The sequence below is a fragment of the Streptomyces spiralis genome (assembly GCF_014654675.1).
In the GTDB taxonomy this organism is placed as follows: domain Bacteria; phylum Actinomycetota; class Actinomycetes; order Streptomycetales; family Streptomycetaceae; genus Streptomyces; species Streptomyces spiralis.
Genome location: NZ_BNBC01000001.1, coordinates 269,939 through 291,683 on the forward strand (window position 1 = coordinate 269,939; position 21,745 = coordinate 291,683).

Sequence of the window (21,745 nt, forward strand, 5' to 3'; positions counted from 1 at the left end):
GGCTTCGCCACGCGTCGTTCATCCATGGTCAAACTGAAGGTAAAGACGCAGGCGGGGCCCGGCACCTAACGTCACATGCGTGGTCAAGCTCTCCGTCATCGTGCCGTTCTACAACGTGCAGAAATACGCGCCCGACACCTTGAGAAGTCTTCGTGCGAACGCGCGCGACGACTTCGAATTCGTGCTGGTCGACGACTGTTCAAGCGACGAGACACCGGACATTCTCGCGCATGCCGAGCGTGAACTGCCGGGCGCTGTACACGTCCGGCACGAGCGGAACGGAGGACTGGCGACCGCGCGCAACACCGGAATCGACAGGGCGCGCGGGGAGTACCTGACGTTCCTGGACGGCGACGACTGGCTGGCCCCCGGCTACTACCAGCGGCTCCTCGCCGCGATCGAGGAACTGGGCTGCGACTTCGTGCGCTCCGACCATGTGCAGTGCACCGGCCGGGCGCGCACGATCCACCGGGTTCCGCACGGCCGGCGCGGGGTGGTGCTGGACCCGCGCTCGGCGATCCTGCCCGCCGACCGCTCCACCTCGGTCGACTACCCCTACGCCTGGGCGGGCATCTACCACCGGCGCCTGGTCGAGAAGGGCCTGCTGCACTTCACCGACGGGCTGCGCACGGCCGAGGACCGGCCGTGGATATGGCGGCTGCACCGGGAGGCCGAGTCCTTCGCCGTGGTGGGTCTGCTCGGGGTGCACTACCGGCGCGGGGTGGCCTCCTCCCTCACCCAGATCGGCGACGTGCGCCAACTGGACTTCATCCGCGCCTTCGACCAGGTCGTCCAGGACACGGCGAAGGACCGGGACGCGGACCGGCTGCTGCCCAAGGCGGTGCGCACGTACTGCGCGATCATCTCCCATCATCTGGGTTCCATCGAAAGGTTCGAACCGGCGGTGGCACGGAAGCTGAAGTCGCTGAGCGCGGCCGCCCTGCGGCGCATGCCGCAGGACGTTCTCGACGAGGCGCTGGACTCCATGGACGTCCAGCGGGCCACCCGGCTGCGCCGGTTGCGCCGCCGCCCGGCCTCGGCCTCGGCCCCGGCCTCGACGGGGGCCTCCGCATGACCACGCAGATCTTCCTGGCCTCCACGCTGTACGGCACGGCCACGCTCGCCGCCGCCCTCGACTCCGACCGCTTCGGCCCCGCCGACCGCCGCATGCTGCTGGTCTGCAACAACGCCGCGACGCCCGAGACCACCCCGGCGCTGGACGAACTGCCCGGCTTCGAGCAGCTGCGGGAGAGGTTCGACGACGTGGTGTCGTGGAACGAGACCATCGCGCCGTTCCACCCGGGCGGCTGGAGCCCGCGCCTGGACGACGTCCCGCTGTGGGAGCGGCACCTGCGGCTGCTGTGGAACCTGGGCGACGACGACGTCGAGCTGGTCGTCGAGTCCATCCAGGTCAATCCGGCCCTCGGCTTCTGCCAGATCTTCACCGGCGCGCCCGTCACCGTCTACGCCGACGGCCTGATGAGCTACGGCCCCACCCGCAACAAGATCGACCCGCTGGTCGGCACCCGCGTCGACCGCGTGCTGCACCTGGACCTGGTGCCGGGCCTGAAGCCGGTGCTGCTCACCGAGTTCGGCGTCGAGGCGGAGATCGTGCCGACGGACGCCTTCGTCAAGGTGCTGGCCGAACTGTCGGACATCGCCGAGGAGTTGCCGGAGACCGGGGACGAACCCGCGCTGCTGCTCGGCCAGTACCTGTCCGCGCTGGACATCCTCACCGCCGAGGAGGAGGAGACGCTGCATGTGCGGATGCTGCGGGGCGCGGTCGCGCTCGGCCACACCCGCGTCGTCTTCAAGCCGCACCCCTCGGCGCCGGCCGGCTGGTCGCGGGCGCTGGAGCGGGAGGCGGAGAGACTGGGCGCCGAGCTGACCGTGCTCGACACGCCCGTGCTCGCCGAGGTGCTGTACCAGCGGATGCGTCCGGCGCTGGTCGTCGGCTGCTTCTCCACCGCGCTGCTCACCGCCTCCGCGCTGTACGGGCTGCCGGTCGCCCGCACCGGCACCGGCACGCTCCTGGAGCGCCTGACGCCGTACGAGAACAGCAACCGGATACCGGTGACGATCGTCGACGCGCTCCTGCCCGACCTGGACGACCGGGCGGCGGTCACCGGGCAGCGCCCGGGCATGGCCGTCGACGCGCTGACCGAGCTGGTCAGGGCGGTCTCCTTCGCGATGCAGCCGAAGATCCACCCGGGTCTGCGCCCGGCCGCCGAGCGGTACCTCGCCACCCGTCTGGACCCGCACACCCGGCGCTACTTCAAGCGCCGCCGCCTCACCTCGCTGGCCCTGCCCGGCGGTGTCCCGGCGCAGCTGGCCTTCATCCGGCGCAACGCGACGGTGCGGCGCGTGGCCCGCCGGGCACGGTCGCTGGGGCGCGCGGCGGGCCGCTGACGACCGACCGGGGCTCCGGAGCGGCGGCTCAGCCGGTCCCGTAGCGGGCCTCGATGTCGTAGCCCTCCCGGCGCTCGTCCGGGAGGGACCGCACGCCCTGTTCCTCGTGGGCCGCGGTTGACCTGCGGGTGCCCTACGCGCTCGCCAGCGAGAGCTTCACCGCGAAGCCGAAGAACAGCGCGCCCGCCGCCGAGGTCGCCCACGCCGACAGGCGCTTGCGGCGGCGGAAGGCGGCCGCCAGCTTGGTGCCGCTGAAGATCAGGGCGCTGAGGTAGAGGAAGCTGGCCAGCTGGGCGAAGGTGCCGAGGATCACGAAGGACAGGGCCGGGTAGGCGTAGCCGGGGTCGACGAACTGCACGAAGAAGGCGATGAAGAACAGGATCGCCTTCGGGTTGAACAGGCTGATGACGAGGGCACGGCGGTAGGGGCGCTCATGGGCGGGACCGGCCTCGGCCGGGACGTCCTCCGCCGCGGCCCGTTCGCGCCGGGTCCGCCACATCCCCCAGGCGGCCCGCAGCATGCCGATCGCGAGCCATGTCAGATACCCGGCACCGGCGTACTTCACGATCCCGAACAGCACCGCGTTCGCCTTGAGCAGGGAGGCGACCCCGGCGGCCGACAGCGTCATCAGCACGGTGTCACCGCACCAGACGCCCGCGGCGGCGGTGTACCCCGCCCGGATGCCGCGCCGGGCGGCCACGGACAGCACGTAGAGCGAGTTGGGTCCTGGCAGCAGGACGATCAGGACGAGTCCTGCCAGGTAGGTGGGGAGATCGATGACGCCGAACATGGCAGGAGTGTCCCACGGGGGTGCGACACTCCTGGTGGGGATTTCGGGGGGCGAGACGGGTGGCCCGGCCCCCTCGCTCAGAACGCGTCCGAGGGCACGTAGTTCCCCCAGACCTCCCGCAGCGCGTTGCAGACCTCGCCCACCGTCGCCCGGGCGCGCAGGGCGTCCTTCATGGGATACAGGACGTTGTCCTCGCCCTCGGCGGCCTTCTTCAGGGCGGACAGGGCCGTGTCGACCGCCGCCTGGTCGCGCTCGGCGCGCAGCTTGGCGAGGCGCTCGGCCTGCTGGGCCTCGATGGCCGGGTCCACGCGCAGGGGCTCGTAGGGCTCCTCCTCGTCGAGCTGGAAGCGGTTGACGCCCACCACGACCCGCTCGCCGCTGTCCGTCTCCTGGGCGATGCGGTAGGCGTTGCGCTCGATCTCGTTCTTCTGGAAGCCGTGCTCGATGGCGTTGACCGCGCCGCCGAGGTCCTCCACCTTCTGCATCAGCTCCAGGGCGGCGGACTCGACCTCGTCGGTCATCTTCTCGATGACGTACGACCCGGCGAAGGGGTCCACCGTCGCGGTCACGTCCGTCTCGTAGGCGAGGACCTGCTGGGTGCGCAGGGCCAGGCGGGCGGACTTGTCCGTGGGGAGTGCGATCGCCTCGTCGAAGGAGTTGGTGTGCAGCGACTGGGTGCCGCCGAGCACCGCCGCCAGGCCCTGGACGGCGACCCGGACCAGGTTCACCTCCGGCTGCTGGGCCGTCAGCTGCACCCCGGCCGTCTGCGTGTGGAACCGCAGCATCAGCGACTTGGGGTTCTTCGCGCCGAACTCCTCCTTCATCACCCGCGCCCAGATCCGGCGGGCCGCCCGGAACTTGGCGACCTCCTCCAGGATCGTCGTACGGGCCACGAAGAAGAAGGAGAGACGGGGCGCGAAGTCGTCCACGTCCATGCCGGCCGCGACGGCCGTGCGCACGTACTCGATGCCGTCGGCGAGCGTGAAGGCGATCTCCTGCGCGGGCGAGGCGCCCGCCTCGGCCATGTGGTAGCCGGAGATCGAGATGGTGTTCCACTTCGGGATCTCGGCCTTGCAGTACTTGAAGATGTCCGCGATCAGCCGGAGCGACGGCTTGGGCGGGAAGATGTACGTCCCGCGCGCGATGTACTCCTTGAGCACGTCGTTCTGGATCGTGCCGGTCAGCTTGTCCGCCGGCACGCCCTGCTCCTCGGCGACCAGTTGGTAGAGCAGGAGCAGCAGCGCGGCGGGGGCGTTGATCGTCATCGACGTGGAGACCTTGTCCAGCGGGATCCCGCCGAACAGCACCCGCATGTCGTCGACCGAGTCGATGGCGACGCCGACCTTGCCGACCTCGCCGTGCGCGATCGGCGCGTCGGAGTCGTGGCCCATCTGGGTGGGCAGGTCGAAGGCGACCGACAGACCCATCGTGCCGTGCGCGATGAGCTCCTTGTACCGGGCGTTGGACTCCGCCGCCGTACCGAAGCCGGCGTACTGGCGCATCGTCCACGGCCGGCCCGTGTACATCGTCGGGTACACGCCACGCGTGAACGGGAACGACCCCGGCTCACCCAGCTTCGCCGCCGGGTCCCAGCCCTCCAGGGCGTCCGGCCCGTAGACCGGCTCGATGGGCAGCCCGGACTCCGACTCGCGCGCCATGGTGTGTGCCTCCGCGTTCTTGTTACTCGCCAGTTACTCGCCGGTATCCCGATCCTCGCCACGGACTGTAGCCGCGGCCGTGCGCCGGGTGGAGTGCCCCACGCTGGGACCTTGCTCACAGACCTGTTCGGCCCGCTGTTCGCCACACCGTGCGGCCCGCCGAGCGGCCCGCTGTTCGCCACGCCTCCCATCACGCTTTCGGGGACGGGCTCCGCCTTCCAGCGTGCCCCCTGGTTCACGGTCGGTCACCCGTGGGGAGACATCCGGTGTACTTCCGGACCACGGCGACTCGACAGCCACGACGGGGGGCGGTATGCGCATCGGAGACATCAGGAGATCGGGCGTCGCCGTGGCGGCGGCCGTGGCGCTGGCCGCGGTGTGCGCATGCACGGTGCAGGCCCCCGGCGCGGGCTCCGGATCGGGAACCGGCGCGGGAGGGGACGGTGGCGGACACCGCGGGCCGGTGCACATCGAGATCCCCACCACCAGCCCGCCCGGCGACCGCGCCTCCACCGACGACAGACCGGGCGGCGCGACTCCGGGGACGGCCCGCGGAGCCGGAACCACACCGGGCACGGCCCCGGGCAGCACGCCCGGCCGGGCGCCGAGCGCGCCCGCGCCCGTCCTGTGGTCCCGCGGTGACAGCGGCAGCGGCGTCCGCGAGCTCCAGGCCCGCCTGCGTCAGGTCGCCTGGCTGTTCGACGGCCCGACGGGGACGTACGACGATCTGACGGAGCAGGCGGTCAAGGGCTTCCAGGGCAAGCGGGGCCTGCCGACGACGGGACGGACCGACACCGTCACCTGGCAGCGACTGCTCGCCATGTCGCACGAGCCGGGCAAGTGGGAGCTGTACCTGATGGGCGGTCAGCCGGCCGGCGCGCCGGACCCGCGCTGTCTGACCGGCCGGGTGCTGTGCATCGACAAGACCAGCCGGACGCTGCGCTGGATGGTCGGCGGACGGACTCTCTCGACGGTGTCGGTGCGGTTCGGCACCCAGTACACACCCACCCGGGAAGGTGTGTTCACGGTCTACTGGAAGTCACGCCACCATGTGTCGACGCTCTACCACTCCCCCATGCCGTACGCGATGTTCTTCAGTGGCGGCCAAGCCGTGCACTACTCCTACGACTTCGCGGCCCGGGGTTACGCCGGTGGCTCGCACGGCTGCGTCAACGTACGGGACGAGGCGGCCATCGCGCAGCTGTTCGCACAGGTGAGGGTGGGGGACAAGGTCGTCGTGCACTGGTGACGCCGGAGAGGCCGACCATACGTCGACGGGCGTGCGGAGAGCGCGAGGAGTGAGGCGGGGCGCGGGCGGGACCGGGGGAACGTGTCCCGCCCGCGCCACATGCACGAGCCGTGGGTACGGGGGGAACCCCGGCTCCGTGCGACGGCCGATGACCAGTCGGCTCACTTAGTACTGCGCTGCGGCCGCCGAAAACGTCACACCCCGCGGAGAAAAAATTTCAGGGCGTACGAAAGCGCAGGTCAGTGGCGTGCGGTCGTCGCTGCCGGAGAGGTGGATGCCGCAGGGGACGCGGTCGGAGCCGGGGTCGGGGACGCGGTCGGCGACTGCTCCGCCGGGAGCGGCGGGCGCAGGGGCGCGAAGTCGGCGGCGTCGGTCGCGGGTCGGCCGGCGCCTATGTGACCGCCGTCGTCTTCACCGCCCTTGTTGCCCTTGCCGCCCTGCCCGCCTCGGCCGTCCTGGCCACTCCCACTGTCCGTGCCGCCGGTACCGCCGGTACCGCCGGTGCCGCCCTTACCGCCTGTGTGGCCCTTCCCGTCACCGCCATCGTTGTCGTCCTGGCCGCTGCCGCCTCCCTGGGCGGAGCCGCGGCCGTCGGCGGTCTCGAGGACGCCCTTGCAGTACGTCCACACGTGCGAGGAGCCGCCGGCCGCTCCCTCCAGGACGTGCTTGCGGTCGGCGTCCAGGCTCTTGCCGTCGCGCAGGTCGCGGCAGGCGGAGGCCAGACGGCTCCAGCGGCTGCCCGAGTCGGCGCCCTGCCCGCCGCCCGGCCCGGCGGTTGCGCCGGTTCCGGGGCTGCTGTCGCCGTCACGGCCGGTGTTCCCGGCGTCGGCACCGGACGGGCCGGCCGGTGAGCCTCCGGGCGTCGAGGCGCCCGGCCCACCGCCCTGCGCGGCTCCCGGGACGCCGCCGGGGGAGCCGTCCGGCGAGGACGAGGCCGGCGAACTGTCATGCGTCGCCCGGTCCGAGACGGACGCGGCGGGGGTGGGCGCGCCGCCGCCGAACGGGGTCGGCAGCACACCGGTCGTGGCCGCCGCGACCCCGCCGACCGCTCCCGCGGCCAGCGCGGCGGACACGGCGAGGCGCAGGGGGCGGCCCCAACTCCGGCGCCCGGCCTGCCGGTTACGCCCGGCATGCCCGGTTCGCCGGAAACGACCACCGTCTGCCGGGGTGTGCGCGTGCGCATCGACGCGATCGATACGGACGGCTCCGGCGTCGGCCTGTTCGGCGCGCGCCTTGCGGAAGGCGGCGAGCGCGGCGGCCTCGCCGGGAAGTTCGGCGTCGTCCGCGGACGACGGCTCGGCCTGCGGTTCGGCGGCCAGTGCGTACAGTGCCGCGGCGAGTCGTTCGGCCTGGTCACGGACGGTCTCGTCGACGGTGTCCAGAGGCTCCCCGCGCAGTAGACGCTCCGCCGTGTCGGGGTCCAGCCAGTGGTACTGCTCGTCGGCCATCACATGTCCTTCTGCGTCCGGGCGCGTATATGCGTCACACCGGCGGACGTCACCGCGGGGCCGCGCGGTTCTCGTGGGGGCGGCAGCGCGTCGAGCGCGCCGACGGATTCCGGATCGTCGCCGAGCAGCTCGGCGAGGCGCTTCAGGCCGCGGTGCGCGGCGGTGCGTACGGCGCCCGGGCGCTTGCCGAGCGTCTCGGCGGCGGTCTTGGCGTCCAGGCCCACGACCACGCGCAACACGACGGCCTCGGCCTGGTCCTGGGGCAGCCGGGCGATGAGCGAGAGGGTGCGGTCGGTGGCGAGGGACTCCATGGCCTCCCCCGCGGTGTCCGACTCGGCCGCCTTGCCGGTCAGTTCCGTTTCGTCACCGCCTATCGCCGGGCGGCGGCCGCGCATGCGTATGTGGTCCAGTGCGCGGTTGCGAGCGATCCGGGCGGCCCAGCCGCGGAAGCGGTCCGCGTCTCCGCTGAAGCGCTCCAGGTCCCGGGCGATCTGCAACCAGGCCTCGGACGCCACGTCCTCGGCGTCGGGGTCGCCGACCAGTGTGCGTACGTATCCGAGCAGCCGCGGGTGCACGGCACGGTACACAGTCCGGAACGCGGTCTCGTCCCCGTCCTGTGCCGCAAGCACCGCGGCGGTCAGCTCCGCGTCGTCCCCCAGCACCCCGTGGTTCCTCAGTAGATCGAGCAGGATCGTTGCGGCATCGCGGCCGACGTTGTGTGCGGTGATCATGCATCTTCCGCGCCCGGCGCGAAAGGCACGTTACGGCCTGAAACCGCCTCTCGTCCATGACGGTACAACGCGCAACTAACTGATCGGGTGTGCGGTGTGACAGAAAACGCACTCACGGCGCTGTAGGGAGTACGGGCCGCCGCGCGGCCCGTGCCGCGCGACGGCCGGGGCCTCTCCTGTGGGGGGTGGCGGCCCCGGCCGTTGCCTCGGCGGCACGGTGCACGGAAGTGACACAGGGTCAGCCCGGCCTGCCGCCACCCCTGACCACGCCGCCTCTGCCGTTCCCGCCCGGTCTCCTCTGTGCTTCCGGCTCGTGTGTCGTCGGCCGTGGCGCGCCGTTCACTCCGGCTCCCCCGGCGCCGAGGGATCCCCCTTCGTCGCAGCCGGCGCACCGATCAGGGCGGCCAGCCGTCTCAGTCCCCGGTGCGCGGACGTGCGCACCGCGCCGGGGCGCTTGCCGAGGACCCGGGCCGCCGAGGGACCGTCGAGGCCGGCGACGACCCGCAGCAGCACCGCCTCCGCCTGGTCGCGCGGCAGGGAACGGACCAGTTCGAGGGCGCGCTCGGTGGAGAGGGACTCCAACGCCTGCTCGTACGTGTTCTGGGGCCCGGGCAGTTCCAGCACGTCCTGCTCCAGCGCCGTCGACCGGGGCCGTACACGCACGCGTCGCAGATGGTCCAGGGCGCGGTGCCGGGCGATCGTCGCCGTCCATCCCCGGAAGCCGGCCCCGTCCCCCTTGAACCGGCCCAAATCCCTGGCGATCTCCAGCCACGCCTCGGACGCCACGTCCTCGGCGTCGTCGCCGACGATCCCGCGGAGATAGCCGAGCAGACCGGGCTGCACCATCCGGTACGCCACCGCGAAGGCGCTCTCGTCGCCCTCCTGGGCACGCGCCACGGCCGCGCCCAGCTCCCCGTCGTGCGCCCTTGCGCGGCGGGGTTCCCCTCCCTGGCCCAACACTGACCTCGTTCGCACCCAGTGCGGCACGGGCTCTGCCGAACCCGCGTCGCGCCACACGACCGCCGTGCGCACGGCCCATGGTCATCAGCGTCGGTCCGCACAGAAGTGTCACAGGGAGCGGGTCGTTGATGTTCGACGGCCCGCCGCGCGGACGGCTGACGGAACCGCCACCGCGGACCGGTCGGGGTCCCGCACCACTCGGGGCCCCGGCCGGTCGGTCAACCGGCCCCGGGCCGGTTCGTCAGTCGCGCGGGCCGCCGCGCCCCGCCATGGCGTCCAGGCAGAGCAGCCGCAGGGACCCGTGGCCCGCGAAGCACCGACGCGACTCGTCGATCGGGTCCCACAGCCGCCCGTCCACGGTGCGGATCCAGTGCTCGCCGCCGGAGGCCCACCACTCGGCCCCGGCCTCGCGGACGATCACCTCACCGGCGTACGCCCCGAAACCGCGCAGCACGCTCTCCACGGCGGGGTACGGCGTGCCCTCACGGCGGAGCTCGTCGATCACCCGGTCGACCCGCCACAGGCTCCGCGCCGAGTAGTCCAGGCGCAGCCGGGCGCCCTCGCGCATCGCCGCCACGGTGTCCGCCGCCCACCGCACCGGTCTGGTGGCGGCGTGCGGCCTGGTCTGCTGCTGAGTCGTCACATGCTGCGCTGTCACATAGGGAAGAGCGAGGGCGGCACGGTTTCCGTCACCCGGATCCGCTCGTTTCCGGCAACCGGCGCACGACCCCCGCAGACCCCCCGCACCGCACCCTCACGACGCTCACAGAGCGAGGGACCTGTCGGACCCGTCAGCGGTTCACACCCGGCCGCGGGCACGGCGTGAGACCACCGCCCGCAGGACACGACGCCCTTCGGTGGAGACCTCCAGGGCCTGGCGCAGCCCTGCGGGCCCGCGTCCGGCGAGGAGTTCGAGGACGGTGATCTGGCGCCGGAGTTCGGCGGCGACCAGTGGGGACATGCCGTCCGTGCGGCCCTCGCGGCGGGAGTCGACGGAGGCGGGGTCCTCGGCCGGGTCCAGCAGCCGGTGGATCTGGAGGGAGGCGACCGAGCAGGCGTCGGCCCACAGCCGTACCTCTCCGGCGGTCCGGCCGGCCGGCGCGGCGGCGAGCATGCGGCGGGCCAGCAGCGCGGCCTCGTCCTCGTCCGGCCCCTCCGGGCAGGCCGCGTCGAGCGCGCCGCGCGCCTGTTCCAGCCGGTCGGCCCAGTCGCCGTCGCGGCCCTCCGCGAGGGTGCCCCACAGCGGCCGCAGCACCTCGTCGTCCCCGCCGAGCAGCGGTACGCACCGGTCCAGACAAGCCAGCCCGCTGGCGGCCAGTCCGCGCTCGTCGGCCTGCGCGATCAGTTCCACCAGGCTCATCCACGCCCCTCCCTCGCCAGAGCGGCGCCCCAGGCCCTTTCCGGCCACGGAACCCACCCTTCCCCTTACTGCGTGCGACCGCCCGGTAGTGTCACACGGCCGTCACGCTCAGTCGAGGGAGCTGCGGAAGAAAAGATTTCGGCCAAGCGGCGACCGCAGCCGCGACGCTCAGCCGAGCCGGCCCGCCAGCGCCTTGAAGTCCGTCCAGGACAGCTCCGGCTTCCCCGGGTCCCACAGCTTCTGGACGGTCGCCCGCAGCGGCATGCGGATGCCGGCTGCCACCTGGTCCTGTGTCTGGGCGTTCGGGCGGTCGCCCCAGACGGCGAAGATGCCGCCGAGGATCTGGGCGTCGTAGCGGGCGGGAACCGCTTGGGTGCCGCGCAGCACCCGCGGGGTCCACAGTTCGTAGATCCGCTGCCCGGTCGGGTAGACGAAGGTCTGCGGCTGGCCGAGGACGTAGTAGAGGAACTCGTCGTTGTAGTTGATCACCTTGCGGCCGGCGGCGAGGTACTCGGCCGGCGGCCGGGCGCCGATCTCCTTGCCGGTCCAGTAGGCGACCTCGATGTCCTTGGCGGGCTGCACCGAGGTGTTCCGGAAGAAGCCGTCGTTCCAGGCGCGCGGGGTGCGGTCGTGGTTGCGGACGGTGGCGGCGCGGTCGTTCAGCCAGCCGGTGGCCAGGTCGGCGACGGTACCGCCGGGGCCGTAGGCCTTGCGCGCGGCGGCGGCCAGCTGCGGGTAGGAGGCGGCAGGGTCCCGCACGGTCAGCGCCTGGTACTCGTCACCGCCGAGGTGCCAGTAGCCGCCGGGGAAGACGCCCGCGAACTCGTCCAGGAGGTCGTCGACGATCTGCGCGGACTCGTCCTTGGAGATGTCGATCGCGCCGCGGGTCGGCACGCCGCTCGCGTTGCGCAGCTGGAGATCGGGGTGGGCGGCGATCACCGCGCCCAGGTGACCGGGCGAGTCGATCTCCGGCACGATGGTGATGTGCCGGCTCGTGGCCAGGTCGACGATCTGTTTGACCTGCGCCTTCGTGAGGTGGTTCGCCGAGACGATCTCCGGGTGGGTGTCGGACTGGATCCGGAAGGCCTGGTCGTCGGAGAAGTGCAGGCCGAGCTCGTTGTACTTCAGGTCGCCCAGCTCGCGTACGCGGTCCTCGATCCAGCCGACCGTGTACGGCTTGCGCGCGATGTCCAGCATGAAGCCGCGCCGCGGCTTGGCCGGCGCGTCGTTCACGACGCCCTCCGGTGCCGTGCCGCCGCCGTGCACCTCCTGCTTCAGGGTGCGGGTGCCGTAGAAGACGCCCGCGTCGGCCGGAGCGCTGATGGTGACCCGGCCACCGCGCACGGTCATGGTGTACGACTCCGGGTTGCCGCCCTCGCCGCCGCTCAGCGCCAGCCGTACGTCCCCGGAACGCACGTCGTTCTTCTCACCGGCGTACGACAGGCCCAGCTCGCCCGCGATCAGCTTCCCCTCGTCGGCCAGGGACGCATCGCTCACCACGACCCGCTCACCGTGGGCCGGGCGCCAGCCGGGGCCGCGGGCCGCGGTGTGGGACCGCACGGCGGGGATGGTGCGCGGCGCCTGGGACAGCGGATAGCTGCGGCTCGGGCTGGGGCTGGTGCCTCCGGCGTCCGGGGCCGAGGGCGGGGACGACGCCTGTGACGCGGTGCGCGCCGAACCCGCCGGGGTCTCGTCACCCCCGGAGGCCCACAGACCGAGCCCGACACCGAGCCCGACCGTCAAGGCGAACGCCCCGCCGGCCAGCGCGTACCTGTGCTGCAGCTTTCGCGCCGGAGCCCGGCGCCGCCTGTGCTGACTCACACAGCCAACCTACGGCCCGCCCGCTCGCGGAGCGTCCACGAAGCGTTCTCAAACTCTGCCGTCCGAGTGAAATCCGGGCATCGACCGGACACATCATGAGCACGCCCGATAACGTAACGGCACATCTCCCACAAGATCCCCTGCCGACACACACGGCACGCCCACAGGCGCCGCCGCATCCCACGCCGAGGACCCACGCTGCCCGCGCAGAACCTGGAGCACTTCAACACCGCCCCGCCCGAAGAGGCCCACCACACCCTCCTGACCTGCCTGCGCAGCCCGCGCTGGGCCCACCGCATCACCGCCCACCGCCCCTACCCCGACCTCCCGGCCCTCCTGGCCGCGGCGGACGAGGCTGCGTACGACCTGGGCCCGCGGGACCTGGCGGAGGCCCTGGAGGAAGAGCCGCTGCCCGCACTGCCGGCAGCCACGTACACGGCCGCCTCCACGGCCCTGAGCGCGGCGTACGCGGCCTACGAGGCCAAATTCGGACACGCGTTCGTCATCTGCCTGGACGGCGTACCCGCCGCCGAAACACTCGACCGTGTACTGGCGGCCATCCGATCACGATTGACGAACGATCCGGACGACGAACGGATCACCGCGGCAGAGGAACTCCGGCACCTCGCGAGGGAACGGCTGGTGAGACACCTCAGGGGCGCGGGGCAGTGCCTGTCGGCGGCTCCGCCGCGATGGGGGTCCCCCCGCTCGCGCGAAGCCGAGAGTGGGGGAGCGCCCGGCCCAACGCACCCGCACTCGGCAGATAGCAGCACCGCCCTCTCCGGTTGCCGCCCCCACTAACCCGTCCGTGCACCTTTGAGTGCCAGTTTGATCACACGAGGCAGGCCCCCCGCAAAGCTCGCCGCAGCGCATCGCTACCATGCTGGGGGCCGGTGGACCGTACCCGGCCGGGCCCGACCGACAGAGAAGCCGGCGCGGCCCTAGTCCCCGCTCCCGGAGGGTTCTTCCGTGCCGGCTGGAACGCTGTACCGCGGCCGGGAAGGAATGTGGTCCTGGGTGGCTCACCGAGTCACCGGCGTCCTCATTTTCTTCTTCCTGTTCGTTCACGTGCTGGACACCGCGCTCGTCCGCGTGTCTCCCGAGGCCTACGACAGGGTCGTGGCCACCTACAAGACGCCGGTCGTCGCCGTGCTGGAGTACGGCCTCGTCGCCGCCATCCTCTTCCACGCGCTCAACGGCCTGCGTGTCATCGCCGTCGACTTCTGGGCCAAGGGCGCCCGCTACCAGAAGCAGATGCTCTGGAGCGTCGTCGGCCTCTGGGTCCTGCTGATGATCGGGGCGATCTACCCCGTCCTCGGCCACGCCGCTCGAGTCGTCTTCGGGAGCTGAGGCGCATGTCCACCACTGAAACCACCGCTTCCGGCATCGGCCCGGTCGAGGGCGCCCCCGGCTACAGCGTCGAGAACCCGGCGCCGGTCATCGAGGCCCCGCGCAAGCGCACCAAGAAGACCCCGAAGTCGACCCGGGGCAACTTCGAGATGTACGGCTGGCTGTTCATGCGGCTGTCCGGCGTCGTCCTGGTCGTGCTGGTCCTCGGCCACCTGCTGATCCAGCTCGTCCTGGACGGCGGCGTCTCCAAGGTCGGCTTCGCCTTCGTCGCCGGCCGCTGGGCCTCCCCGTGGTGGCAGGTCTGGGACCTGCTGATGCTGTGGCTGGCGATGCTGCACGGCTGCAACGGCCTGCGCACGGTCATCAACGACTACGCGGAGCGCGCCAACACGCGGCTGTGGCTGAAGGCGCTGCTCTACACCGCCACGGTGTGGACCATCCTGCTGGGCACGCTGGTGATCTTCACCTTCGACCCGAACATCCGCTAGGCCCCGGGACCGAGGTAAATCCTGATGAAGATCCACAAGTACGACACCGTCATCGTCGGCGCCGGTGGCGCCGGTATGCGTGCCGCCATCGAGGCGACCAAGCGCAGCCGCACCGCGGTCCTGACCAAGCTCTACCCCACCCGCTCCCACACGGGCGCCGCGCAGGGCGGCATGGCCGCCGCGCTGGCCAACGTGGAGGAGGACAACTGGGAGTGGCACACCTTCGACACGGTCAAGGGTGGTGACTACCTGGTCGACCAGGACGCCGCCGAGATCCTGGCGAAGGAGGCCATCGACTCCGTCCTCGACCTGGAGAAGATGGGCCTGCCGTTCAACCGCACCCCGAACGGCACCATCGACCAGCGCCGCTTCGGCGGTCACTCCCGCAACCACGGTGAGGCGCCCGTCCGCCGCTCCTGCTACGCGGCCGACCGCACCGGCCACATGATCCTCCAGACGCTGTACCAGAACTGCGTCAAGGAGGGCGTGGAGTTCTTCAACGAGTTCTACGTCCTGGACCAGCTGATCACCGAGGTCGACGGCGTCAAGAAGTCCGCCGGTGTGGTGGCGTACGAGCTGGCGACCGGCGAGATCCACATCTTCCAGGCGAAGGCCGTGATCTACGCCTCCGGCGGCTGCGGCAAGTTCTTCAAGGTGACGTCGAACGCGCACACCCTCACCGGTGACGGCCAGGCGGCCGTGTACCGCCGGGGTCTGCCGCTGGAGGACATGGAGTTCTTCCAGTTCCACCCGACCGGCATCTGGCGCATGGGCATCCTGCTCACCGAGGGTGCCCGCGGTGAGGGCGGCATCCTGCGCAACAAGGACGGCGAGCGCTTCATGGAGAAGTACGCGCCCGTCATGAAGGACCTGGCGTCCCGCGACGTCGTGTCCCGTTCGATCTACACGGAGATCCGCGAGGGCCGCGGCTGCGGTCCCGAGGGCGACCACGTGTACCTCGACCTGACCCACCTGCCGCCGGAGCAGCTGGACGCCAAGCTGCCCGACATCACCGAGTTCGCGCGGACGTACCTCGGCATCGAGCCCTACACGGACCCGATCCCGATCCAGCCGACCGCGCACTACGCGATGGGCGGCATCCCGACCAACGTCGAGGGTGAGGTCCTGTCGGACAACACCACCGTCGTCCCCGGCCTGTACGCGGCCGGCGAGGTCGCATGCGTGTCCGTGCACGGCGCCAACCGCCTGGGCACCAACTCGCTGCTGGACATCAACGTCTTCGGCCGTCGGGCCGGCATCGCCGCCGCCGACTACGCCAGGACCGCGGACTTCGTGGAGCTGCCGGAGAACCCGGAGTCCCTCGTCGTCGAGCAGATCGAGCGGCTGCGCACCTCCACGGGCAACGAGCGGGTGGCGAACCTCCGCCGCGAGCTGCAGGAGACCATGGACGCCAACGTCATGGTGTTCCGCACCGAGCAGACGATCAAGACGGCCGTCGAGAAGATCGCCGAGCTGCGCGAGCGCTACAAGAACGTGGCGATCCAGGACAAGGGCAAGCGGTTCAACACCGACCTCCTGGAGGCCATCGAGCTGGGCAACCTGCTGGACCTGGCCGAGGTCATGGCGGTCTCCGCCCTGGCCCGCAAGGAGTCCCGCGGCGGTCACTACCGCGAGGACTACCCCAACCGCGACGACGTCAACTTCATGCGCCACACCATGGCGTACCGCGAGGTCGGCGCCGACGGGACCGAATCCATCCGTCTCGACTACAAGCCGGTCGTCCAGACCCGCTACCAGCCGATGGAGCGTAAGTACTGATGGCTACACCTGTTCTGGACAAGGAAGAAGCGGCCGGCAAGCCCGAGCCCGGATTCGCCGACTCCCCCTACATCACCGTCACCTTCCGGGTCCGCCGGTTCAACCCGGAGGTCTCGGCGGAGGCGACCTGGGAAGACTTCCAGCTGGAGATCGACCCCAAGGAGCGCGTCCTCGACGGCCTGCACAAGATCAAGTGGGATCTGGACGGCACGCTGACGTTCCGCCGCTCCTGCGCGCACGGCATCTGCGGCTCGGACGCCATGCGGATCAACGGCAAGAACCGTCTGGCCTGCAAGACGCTGATCAAGGACATCAACCCCGAGAAGCCGATCACGGTCGAGCCCATCAAGGGCCTGACGGTCCTGAAGGACCTGGTCGTGGACATGGATCCGTTCTTCCAGGCGTACCGGGACGTGATGCCCTTCCTGGTCACGAAGGACACCAACGAGCCGACGCGTGAGCGTCTTCAGTCGGCCGAGGACCGGGCGCGCTTCGACGACACCACGAAGTGCATCCTGTGCGCGGCCTGCACCTCCTCCTGCCCGGTGTTCTGGAACGACGGCCAGTACTTCGGCCCGGCGGCCATCGTCAACGCCCACCGCTTCATCTTCGACAGCCGTGACGAGGCGGGCGAGCAGCGGCTGGAGATCCTGAACGACAAGGACGGCGTCTGGCGCTGCCGCACCACCTTCAACTGCACCGACGCGTGCCCCCGTGGCATCGAGGTGACGAAGGCGATCGCGGAGGTCAAGCGGGCGCTGATCACGCGCCGCTTCTGAGCCGCCGGTCGCTTCCGGTACGTGCCTGTGGGCCCCGCTCCTCGTGGAGCGGGGCCCTCGGCGTCCAGGGACACCCCCTGGGGCCGGGCGGGTGACGTCGGCGTCGGTCCGCCGGGGTGGGGGCGGGGGTGCCTGGTGGGTCCGTACCTAATCTGATCGCATGTCAGATGACGAGTCGTACGAGCTTCTCGGGTTCGACAACGTGCTGCTGTCCGTGGGCGATCTCGGCGAGGCCGTGGAGTTCTACGGGCGGGCCGGGTTCGCGGTGGCGTTCCGGCTGGACGAGGCGGGGATCGCGCTGCTGAAGGTGGGCGGCGAGACGCCGGGGATCCTGCTGCGGCAGGAGGAGGCACTGGGGCACCGCACGCCGCCCTGGGCGTCGCCGCGGGTGTGGCTGGAGGTCCCCGACGCCCGGGTCGCGGCCAGGGAACTGACGGCGGCCGGGATCGCACTGCTCGACGAGCCGTCCGCCGTGGTGACCGGCTGGACGGTCGAGATCGCCGACCCCTGGGGCAACGTCCTCGGCTTCACGGACTACACCAAGCGCCGGGAGCTGGGCCGCCGCCCCTGAGACACCGTCGGCCGGCGCCCGCCGGGCCACTGACTAGGCTCTTCCTCGTGCCCGAGAAGACCACCAGCAAGTCCGAGCAGACCCGCGCCCTCATCCTGGAGACGGCGATGCGGCTGTTCCAGGAACACGGCTACGACAAGACGACCATGCGGGCCATCGCCAGGGAGGCCGGGGTCTCCGTCGGCAACGCGTACTACTACTTCGAGGGCAAGGAACACCTGATCCAGGGCTTCTACGACCGGATCGCCGCCGAGCACCAGGAGGCGGTCCGGGAGGTCCTGGCCCGGGAGACGGACCTGGAGGCCCGGCTCGCCGGCGTGCTGAAGGCATGGCTGGACATCGCCACGCCGTACCACGAGTTCGCGGTGCAGTTCTTCAAGAACGCCGCCGATCCCGACAGCCCGCTCAGCCCCTTCTCCCCCGAGTCCGAGCACGCGCGGGCCGAGGCCATCAGCGTCCACAAGGAGGTGCTGCGCGGGGCGCGGACCAAGGTGCCGGCGGAACTGCGCGAGGTGCTCCCCGAGCTGATGTGGCTCGCCCAGATGGGGCTCGTCCTGTACTGGGTGTTCGACCGCACGGAGGGACGCGAGCGCAGCTACCGGCTGGCCGAGCGCGGCGCCCGCCTCACCGCCCGCGGCGTGACGCTGGCCCGCTTCCGGGTGCTGCGCCCGCTCGTGCTGGAGGTGCACGAGTTGTTCACGGACTTCCTGCCGGGGATGACGAAGATGCTGCCGGACCCGGTGGGCAGGGGCTCGAAGAGCGGGTGATCAGCGGCGGACGCGACGGTGCGACCGTGGCGCGTCCGCCGCACCGTGCGACCGGGCGTCCGCCGCCTCCGAGCCGTCTCGGAGCCGCCTCAGAGCCGTCCCAGCTTCCAGAGCCGGAACACGCCCGTGCCGTCCGAGAGGTACTGGCCGCCGCCGACGTCCTCGGTGGAGACGACGTACTCCTTCTGCTGCCACAGCGGGATCAGCGGCACGTCCCGCGCCACGTCCGCCTGGAGGTTGCGGAAGTCGGCGGCGACCCGGCTGCGGTCGGCGTACTGCTGGCTGTCCGTGATGAGGCGGTCGACGGCCTTGCTGCTGTAGCCGGTGTTCATGGTGGAGCCGGTGCCGACAAGCGGGCCGGCGAAGGTGTCCGGGTCCGGGTAGTCGGGGACCCAGCCGACCGCGTACGCGTCGAGTTTGCCGCCCGCCCAGCGCTTCTGGAAGTCGGTCCACTCGTAGCCCTTGACGTCGACCTTGAACAGGCCGCTCGCCTCGAGCTGCCGCTTGATCTCCATGGCCTCCTCGGCGCCCGCACCACGCCCCTCGCCGTAGCCGTAGGTGAAGCGCACCGGGATCGACACGCCGGCCTCGGTGAGCAGCTTCCGTGCCTTCTTGGCGTCCTGGGCCGGATAGGTGTCGAAGAACGAGGTGGTGTGGCCGGTGATGCCCGCCGGGACGAGGGAGTACAGCGCGTCCACCGTCCCGTCGTACACGCTGCCGGCCAGCTGCTCGCGGTTGATCAGCCAGGCGATGGCACGGCGGACGTGGACGTCGTGCAGCGGCGAGGAGGAACGCGTGTTGAGGTAGAGGTTGCGGGTCTCGGAGCTGTCGGACTCCAACACGCGCTGGTCGGGGTCGCTCGGGTTGAGCGCGGCGAGCACCTTGGGCGGCAGCGTGCGCGTGGCGACCTCGATCTGCTTGTCCTGCCAGGCCTTGTCGAGCGCACTGGCCTGCGGGTAGTAGCGCAGGTCGATGGGGTACCCGGTGCCGTCGACGGCGCCCTCGTAGGAGCCGTTCGGCTTCAGCTCGGCGCTCTTGTCCTTGGTGTAGCCCGTCAGGCGGTACGGCCCGGTGCCGTCGACCTGGCTGCCGGTGCGCAGCGCGTCCATCGGGTAGCGGGTGTGGTCGACGATGGAGCCGGCTCCGGTGGCGACCTTGAAGGGGAACGTGGCGTCCGGCGTGGACAGATGGAAGGTGACGACCATTCCTGCGGCGTCCACCGAGCCGAGCGTGGAGAACAGCGGCGCGGGACCGACGTCGGACTTGATCTTCTTGACCCGGTCGAAGGAGTACTTCACGTCCTCGGCGGTCATCGCCCGGCCGCTGGGGAACTTCAGGCCCGGGCGCAGCTCGCAGCGGTAGGTGCGCAGTCCGCCGCCCTCGAAGCCGCAGTTCTTGGCGGCGTCCGGCACGGGGGTGGCCCCGTTCGGATCGAAGGTCAGAAGGGACTGGAACACGTTGCTGTACAGGGCCCAGGAGCCGGCGTCGTAGGCGCCGGCCGGGTCGAGCGAGGTGACGGCGTCCGTCGTCCCGACGGTGATCGTCTTGTTCTTGTCGTCCTGCGCCGGAAGCAGTTGCCAGCCGCTCACGCCCACGATGGCCAGTACCAGCAGCGCCAACAGAATCCGCATGCGAACCGATCGCATCGGTGATGCCCTCCCCAGGCCCTCCGCGGGCCGCTGTGCATAAGCCACACCCCTGAGTGGCGCGGTCACCTAATCACAGGTGTTTCACCTCGGGGAAGAGGGTTCTGGAGAGGATGAAAAGACGTTATGAAGAAGTGTTTTCAGTTTGTTTCACAGGAACTTCTCAGCCAGCCCCCCGGGTTGAGGGAAATGCGCCTTTCACCCCTGTTTTCGGCCGCCCTTGTCACGCCTGCCGGGAGGCCAGCTGGATGACGGTGATGTCGGACGGGGCGCCCACGCGCGTCGGCGGTCCCCACGCCCCGGCTCCCCGGCTGACGTACAACTGGGTGTCGCCGTACCGCTCCAGGCCCGCGACGGTCGGGTTGGCGGCGGCCGCGAGGAGGCTGCCCGGCCAGAGCTGACCGCCGTGGGTGTGACCGGACAGCTGGAGGTCGACCCCGTGCCGGACCGCCTCGTGGATCTGCACCGGCTGGTGGGCCAGGAGCACGCACGCGCGCAGGGGGTCCCGGTCGCCGAGCGCACGGTCGAAGTCGGGGCCCTGCCCCTGACTCTCGCCCTGTACGTCGTTGACGCCGGCCAGGTCGAAGCCGGGCAGCTCGGTGCGCGCGTTCTCCAGGGGGTGCAGTCCGAGCCGCCGCACCTCCTCGACCCACTGCCGCGCACCGGAGAAGTACTCGTGATTGCCGGTCACGAAGTACGCCCCGTGCCGCGCCCTGAGCTGTGCGAGCGGCGCCGCGGCCGGTCCGAGGTCCTTGACGCTGCCGTCCACAAGGTCGCCGACCACCGCGATGAGGTCGGGCTGGGTGGCGTTGACGGTGTCGACCACCTTCTGCGCGAAGCCCCGGCCGAGGATCGGCCCCAGGTGGATGTCGCTGACCACCGCGATCCGGAAACCGTCCGCCGCCCGCGGGAGCTTTCCGAGCGGCACGGTGACCCGCTTCACACCGGGCCCCCGCAACACCCCGTACGTCCCGTACCCCACGGTCCCCACGGCAGCGGTGGCGGCAGCGGCGGCCAGGACGCGGGAGATGAAGAGGCGCCGGGTGGGACTGAGGACGGAGGCGGGGGCGGGAGCGGACGTGAGGGCGGCGGAGACGGCAGGGGCGCCGGTGGTGGTGGTGGTCAGCGGGGCGGGACTGGCGACGTGTGCCGTGGCGGGTTCTCCGACGGACTCCTCGACGGAGGGCGCGTCGCCCTCGTCGGGGCTGATCGCGTCGCCCTCGCCGGGGCTGATCCCGTTGCCCGTCCGGACCGCGCCGGAGCGGCGGGCCGTGAGCCGACGCAGTGCGGGGCGTACGGCCTCGCCCGCCAGCAGGGCCAGCAGCAGGTAGATCGACAGGGCGAGCCACAGGAAGCCCGGCCAGGCGAGGGTGCGCTGGAGCCAGAAGGGGGCGCCGGCGCGCTCGGCCACGAGGGCGGCCACCGCCAGCGCCCAGCCCCCGGCGATCAGCAGCGCGCCCGCGCGCCGCGGCCGGCCCGGGCCGGCGGTCGTGTCGCGGAACAGGCGGCGCCACACATACCAGTTGGCCGCCACGACGGCCGTCAGGGCGAGCAGCGCCCCGAGCACGAAGACGACCACCATGCCGCCCGTCCCTTCCGTGTCCGGAACGCTATGACGTCCGGCGCAGTGCGCGCAGTCCGCGCAACCCGATGACCCCGATGACCGTCCCCAATACGAAGGAGACGACGGCCAGCGCCAGGTGCACCCAGAAGTACGCCGTGGGATCCCCGTGGTCGAACGCCAGCCCGCTGCTGTCCTTGACGAGATTCTTGACGAAAGTGACCCAGATGATCCAGCTCCACACCCCGAAGGCGAGCAGGAACCAGGAGAGGGGGCGGCTGAGCTTCATGCGTCCAGTATCGCTGCCGGATGCCTCGCTCCCTGCCCGGGGTGGGAGGGGGTATGGGGCGTCGCCGGTCACGGCAGGTACGTTTCCGA

The 21,745-nt window shown here is 71.3% G+C and carries 21 protein-coding genes; 10 read left to right on the forward strand and 11 right to left on the reverse strand.

What is annotated here, in order from left to right; translation table 11 throughout:
• Positions 1–79 precede the first annotated feature (79 nt).
• Together IE318_RS01240 and IE318_RS01245 are read left to right on the forward strand one after the other, a co-directional pair.
• Complete coding sequence (locus tag IE318_RS01240) at positions 80–1,075, forward strand: glycosyltransferase family 2 protein (RefSeq protein WP_189895631.1); 996 nt, start codon at positions 80–82, stop codon at positions 1,073–1,075.
• Positions 1,072–2,409, forward strand: a complete 1,338-nt coding sequence (locus tag IE318_RS01245; RefSeq protein ID WP_189895632.1) for an alpha-2,8-polysialyltransferase family protein — start codon at positions 1,072–1,074, stop codon at positions 2,407–2,409. Before IE318_RS01240 ends, IE318_RS01245 begins: the two co-directional genes overlap by 4 nt.
• A 133-nt stretch (positions 2,410–2,542) precedes the next feature.
• On the opposite strand, the gene leuE is transcribed toward IE318_RS01245, so the two are convergent.
• Entirely contained in the window at positions 2,543–3,199 is a 657-nt protein-coding gene (leuE, locus tag IE318_RS01250; protein ID WP_189895633.1) for a leucine efflux protein LeuE, read from the reverse strand.
• 77 nt (positions 3,200–3,276) lie between these two features.
• Positions 3,277–4,857, reverse strand: a complete 1,581-nt coding sequence (locus tag IE318_RS01255) for an acyl-CoA mutase large subunit family protein (RefSeq protein WP_030165515.1) — start codon at positions 4,855–4,857, stop codon at positions 3,277–3,279.
• A 313-nt stretch (positions 4,858–5,170) separates the two neighbouring features.
• On the opposite strand from IE318_RS01255, the gene IE318_RS01260 reads away from it, so the two are divergent.
• Positions 5,171–6,106 carry a L,D-transpeptidase family protein gene (locus IE318_RS01260; protein WP_189895634.1) on the forward strand — a complete coding sequence of 312 codons (936 nt, stop codon included), beginning with the start codon at positions 5,171–5,173 and terminating at the stop codon, positions 6,104–6,106.
• Positions 6,107–6,345: 239 nt separating this feature from the next.
• Here the strand turns inward: IE318_RS01260 and IE318_RS01265 are convergent, their stop codons facing one another.
• From IE318_RS01265 to IE318_RS01290, 6 genes are all read right to left on the reverse strand, one after another.
• Positions 6,346–7,554: an extensin gene (locus IE318_RS01265; RefSeq protein ID WP_189895635.1), complete on the reverse strand. Its 1,209-nt coding sequence runs from the start codon at positions 7,552–7,554 to the stop codon at positions 6,346–6,348.
• The gene (locus IE318_RS01270; RefSeq protein ID WP_189895769.1) at positions 7,554–8,216 is read right to left on the reverse strand and encodes an RNA polymerase sigma factor; all 663 of its coding nucleotides are present in this window, start codon (positions 8,214–8,216) and stop codon (positions 7,554–7,556) included. Before IE318_RS01270 ends, IE318_RS01265 begins: the two co-directional genes overlap by 1 nt.
• A 408-nt stretch (positions 8,217–8,624) precedes the next feature.
• Positions 8,625–9,242, reverse strand: a complete 618-nt coding sequence (locus IE318_RS01275; protein WP_189895636.1) for an RNA polymerase sigma factor — start codon at positions 9,240–9,242, stop codon at positions 8,625–8,627.
• A 244-nt stretch (positions 9,243–9,486) separates the two neighbouring features.
• Positions 9,487–9,888 carry a hypothetical protein gene (locus IE318_RS01280; protein WP_030165506.1) on the reverse strand — a complete coding sequence of 134 codons (402 nt, stop codon included), beginning with the start codon at positions 9,886–9,888 and terminating at the stop codon, positions 9,487–9,489.
• A gap of 156 nt (positions 9,889–10,044) precedes the next feature.
• Positions 10,045–10,605, reverse strand: coding sequence for a hypothetical protein (locus tag IE318_RS01285; protein WP_189895637.1), 561 nt, complete (start codon positions 10,603–10,605; stop codon positions 10,045–10,047).
• Between the two features lie 168 nt (positions 10,606–10,773).
• Positions 10,774–12,387: a beta-N-acetylhexosaminidase gene (locus IE318_RS01290; protein WP_229903293.1), complete on the reverse strand. Its 1,614-nt coding sequence runs from the start codon at positions 12,385–12,387 to the stop codon at positions 10,774–10,776.
• A 252-nt stretch (positions 12,388–12,639) separates the two neighbouring features.
• Here IE318_RS01290 and IE318_RS01295 point away from each other — a divergent pair, with 252 nt between their 5' ends.
• The 7 genes from IE318_RS01295 to IE318_RS01325 all read left to right on the forward strand — a co-directional run bounded on the left by IE318_RS01295 (position 12,640) and on the right by IE318_RS01325 (position 18,160).
• Positions 12,640–13,227, forward strand: a complete 588-nt coding sequence (locus IE318_RS01295; protein WP_189895770.1) for a 2-oxo-4-hydroxy-4-carboxy-5-ureidoimidazoline decarboxylase — start codon at positions 12,640–12,642, stop codon at positions 13,225–13,227.
• A 168-nt stretch (positions 13,228–13,395) separates the two neighbouring features.
• The gene (gene sdhC, locus IE318_RS01300; RefSeq protein WP_078916939.1) at positions 13,396–13,776 is read left to right on the forward strand and encodes a succinate dehydrogenase, cytochrome b556 subunit; all 381 of its coding nucleotides are present in this window, start codon (positions 13,396–13,398) and stop codon (positions 13,774–13,776) included.
• 5 nt (positions 13,777–13,781) lie between these two features.
• Entirely contained in the window at positions 13,782–14,264 is a 483-nt protein-coding gene (locus IE318_RS01305; protein WP_189895639.1) for a succinate dehydrogenase hydrophobic membrane anchor subunit, read from the forward strand.
• A 24-nt stretch (positions 14,265–14,288) separates the two neighbouring features.
• On the forward strand, positions 14,289–16,043 hold the full coding sequence (gene sdhA, locus IE318_RS01310; protein WP_189895640.1) for a succinate dehydrogenase flavoprotein subunit: 1,755 nt from the start codon (positions 14,289–14,291) through the stop codon (positions 16,041–16,043).
• Positions 16,043–16,822, forward strand: a complete 780-nt coding sequence (locus IE318_RS01315; protein ID WP_030165490.1) for a succinate dehydrogenase iron-sulfur subunit — start codon at positions 16,043–16,045, stop codon at positions 16,820–16,822. Before sdhA ends, IE318_RS01315 begins: the two co-directional genes overlap by 1 nt.
• Before the next feature lie 160 nt (positions 16,823–16,982).
• Positions 16,983–17,393, forward strand: coding sequence for a VOC family protein (locus IE318_RS01320; protein WP_189895641.1), 411 nt, complete (start codon positions 16,983–16,985; stop codon positions 17,391–17,393).
• A 47-nt stretch (positions 17,394–17,440) separates the two neighbouring features.
• Entirely contained in the window at positions 17,441–18,160 is a 720-nt protein-coding gene (locus tag IE318_RS01325) for a TetR/AcrR family transcriptional regulator (RefSeq protein ID WP_189895642.1), read from the forward strand.
• An 89-nt stretch (positions 18,161–18,249) separates the two neighbouring features.
• On the opposite strand, the gene IE318_RS01330 is transcribed toward IE318_RS01325, so the two are convergent.
• The 3 genes from IE318_RS01330 to IE318_RS01340 form a co-directional block, all read right to left on the reverse strand.
• Positions 18,250–19,791, reverse strand: coding sequence for an ABC transporter substrate-binding protein (locus tag IE318_RS01330; protein WP_229903268.1), 1,542 nt, complete (start codon positions 19,789–19,791; stop codon positions 18,250–18,252).
• 238 nt (positions 19,792–20,029) lie between these two features.
• Positions 20,030–21,388 carry a metallophosphoesterase gene (locus IE318_RS01335; protein WP_189895644.1) on the reverse strand — a complete coding sequence of 453 codons (1,359 nt, stop codon included), beginning with the start codon at positions 21,386–21,388 and terminating at the stop codon, positions 20,030–20,032.
• A 28-nt stretch (positions 21,389–21,416) separates the two neighbouring features.
• Positions 21,417–21,728 (reverse strand): SCO4848 family membrane protein, encoded by a 312-nt coding sequence (locus tag IE318_RS01340; protein WP_506005408.1) that lies wholly within the window; start codon positions 21,726–21,728, stop codon positions 21,417–21,419.
• Between the last annotated feature and the right edge of the window lie 17 nt (positions 21,729–21,745).

What these genes read in the sequence shown, in the direction of transcription:
- IE318_RS01315 (WP_030165490.1), top strand. Translation starts at nt 16,043, where the DNA reads ATGGCTACACCTGTTCTGGACAAGGAAGAAGCGGCCGGCAAGCCCGAG.
- IE318_RS01260 (WP_189895634.1), top strand. Translation starts at nt 5,171, where the DNA reads ATGCGCATCGGAGACATCAGGAGATCGGGCGTCGCCGTGGCGGCGGCC.
- leuE (WP_189895633.1), bottom strand. Translation starts at nt 3,199, where the DNA reads ATGTTCGGCGTCATCGATCTCCCCACCTACCTGGCAGGACTCGTCCTG.
- IE318_RS01320 (WP_189895641.1), top strand. Translation starts at nt 16,983, where the DNA reads ATGTCAGATGACGAGTCGTACGAGCTTCTCGGGTTCGACAACGTGCTG.
- IE318_RS01285 (WP_189895637.1), bottom strand. Translation starts at nt 10,605, where the DNA reads ATGAGCCTGGTGGAACTGATCGCGCAGGCCGACGAGCGCGGACTGGCC.
- IE318_RS01335 (WP_189895644.1), bottom strand. Translation starts at nt 21,388, where the DNA reads ATGGTGGTCGTCTTCGTGCTCGGGGCGCTGCTCGCCCTGACGGCCGTC.
- IE318_RS01255 (WP_030165515.1), bottom strand. Translation starts at nt 4,857, where the DNA reads ATGGCGCGCGAGTCGGAGTCCGGGCTGCCCATCGAGCCGGTCTACGGG.
- IE318_RS01245 (WP_189895632.1), top strand. Translation starts at nt 1,072, where the DNA reads ATGACCACGCAGATCTTCCTGGCCTCCACGCTGTACGGCACGGCCACG.
- IE318_RS01330 (WP_229903268.1), bottom strand. Translation starts at nt 19,791, where the DNA reads ATGCGGATTCTGTTGGCGCTGCTGGTACTGGCCATCGTGGGCGTGAGC.
- IE318_RS01305 (WP_189895639.1), top strand. Translation starts at nt 13,782, where the DNA reads ATGTCCACCACTGAAACCACCGCTTCCGGCATCGGCCCGGTCGAGGGC.
- sdhA (WP_189895640.1), top strand. Translation starts at nt 14,289, where the DNA reads ATGAAGATCCACAAGTACGACACCGTCATCGTCGGCGCCGGTGGCGCC.
- IE318_RS01265 (WP_189895635.1), bottom strand. Translation starts at nt 7,554, where the DNA reads ATGGCCGACGAGCAGTACCACTGGCTGGACCCCGACACGGCGGAGCGT.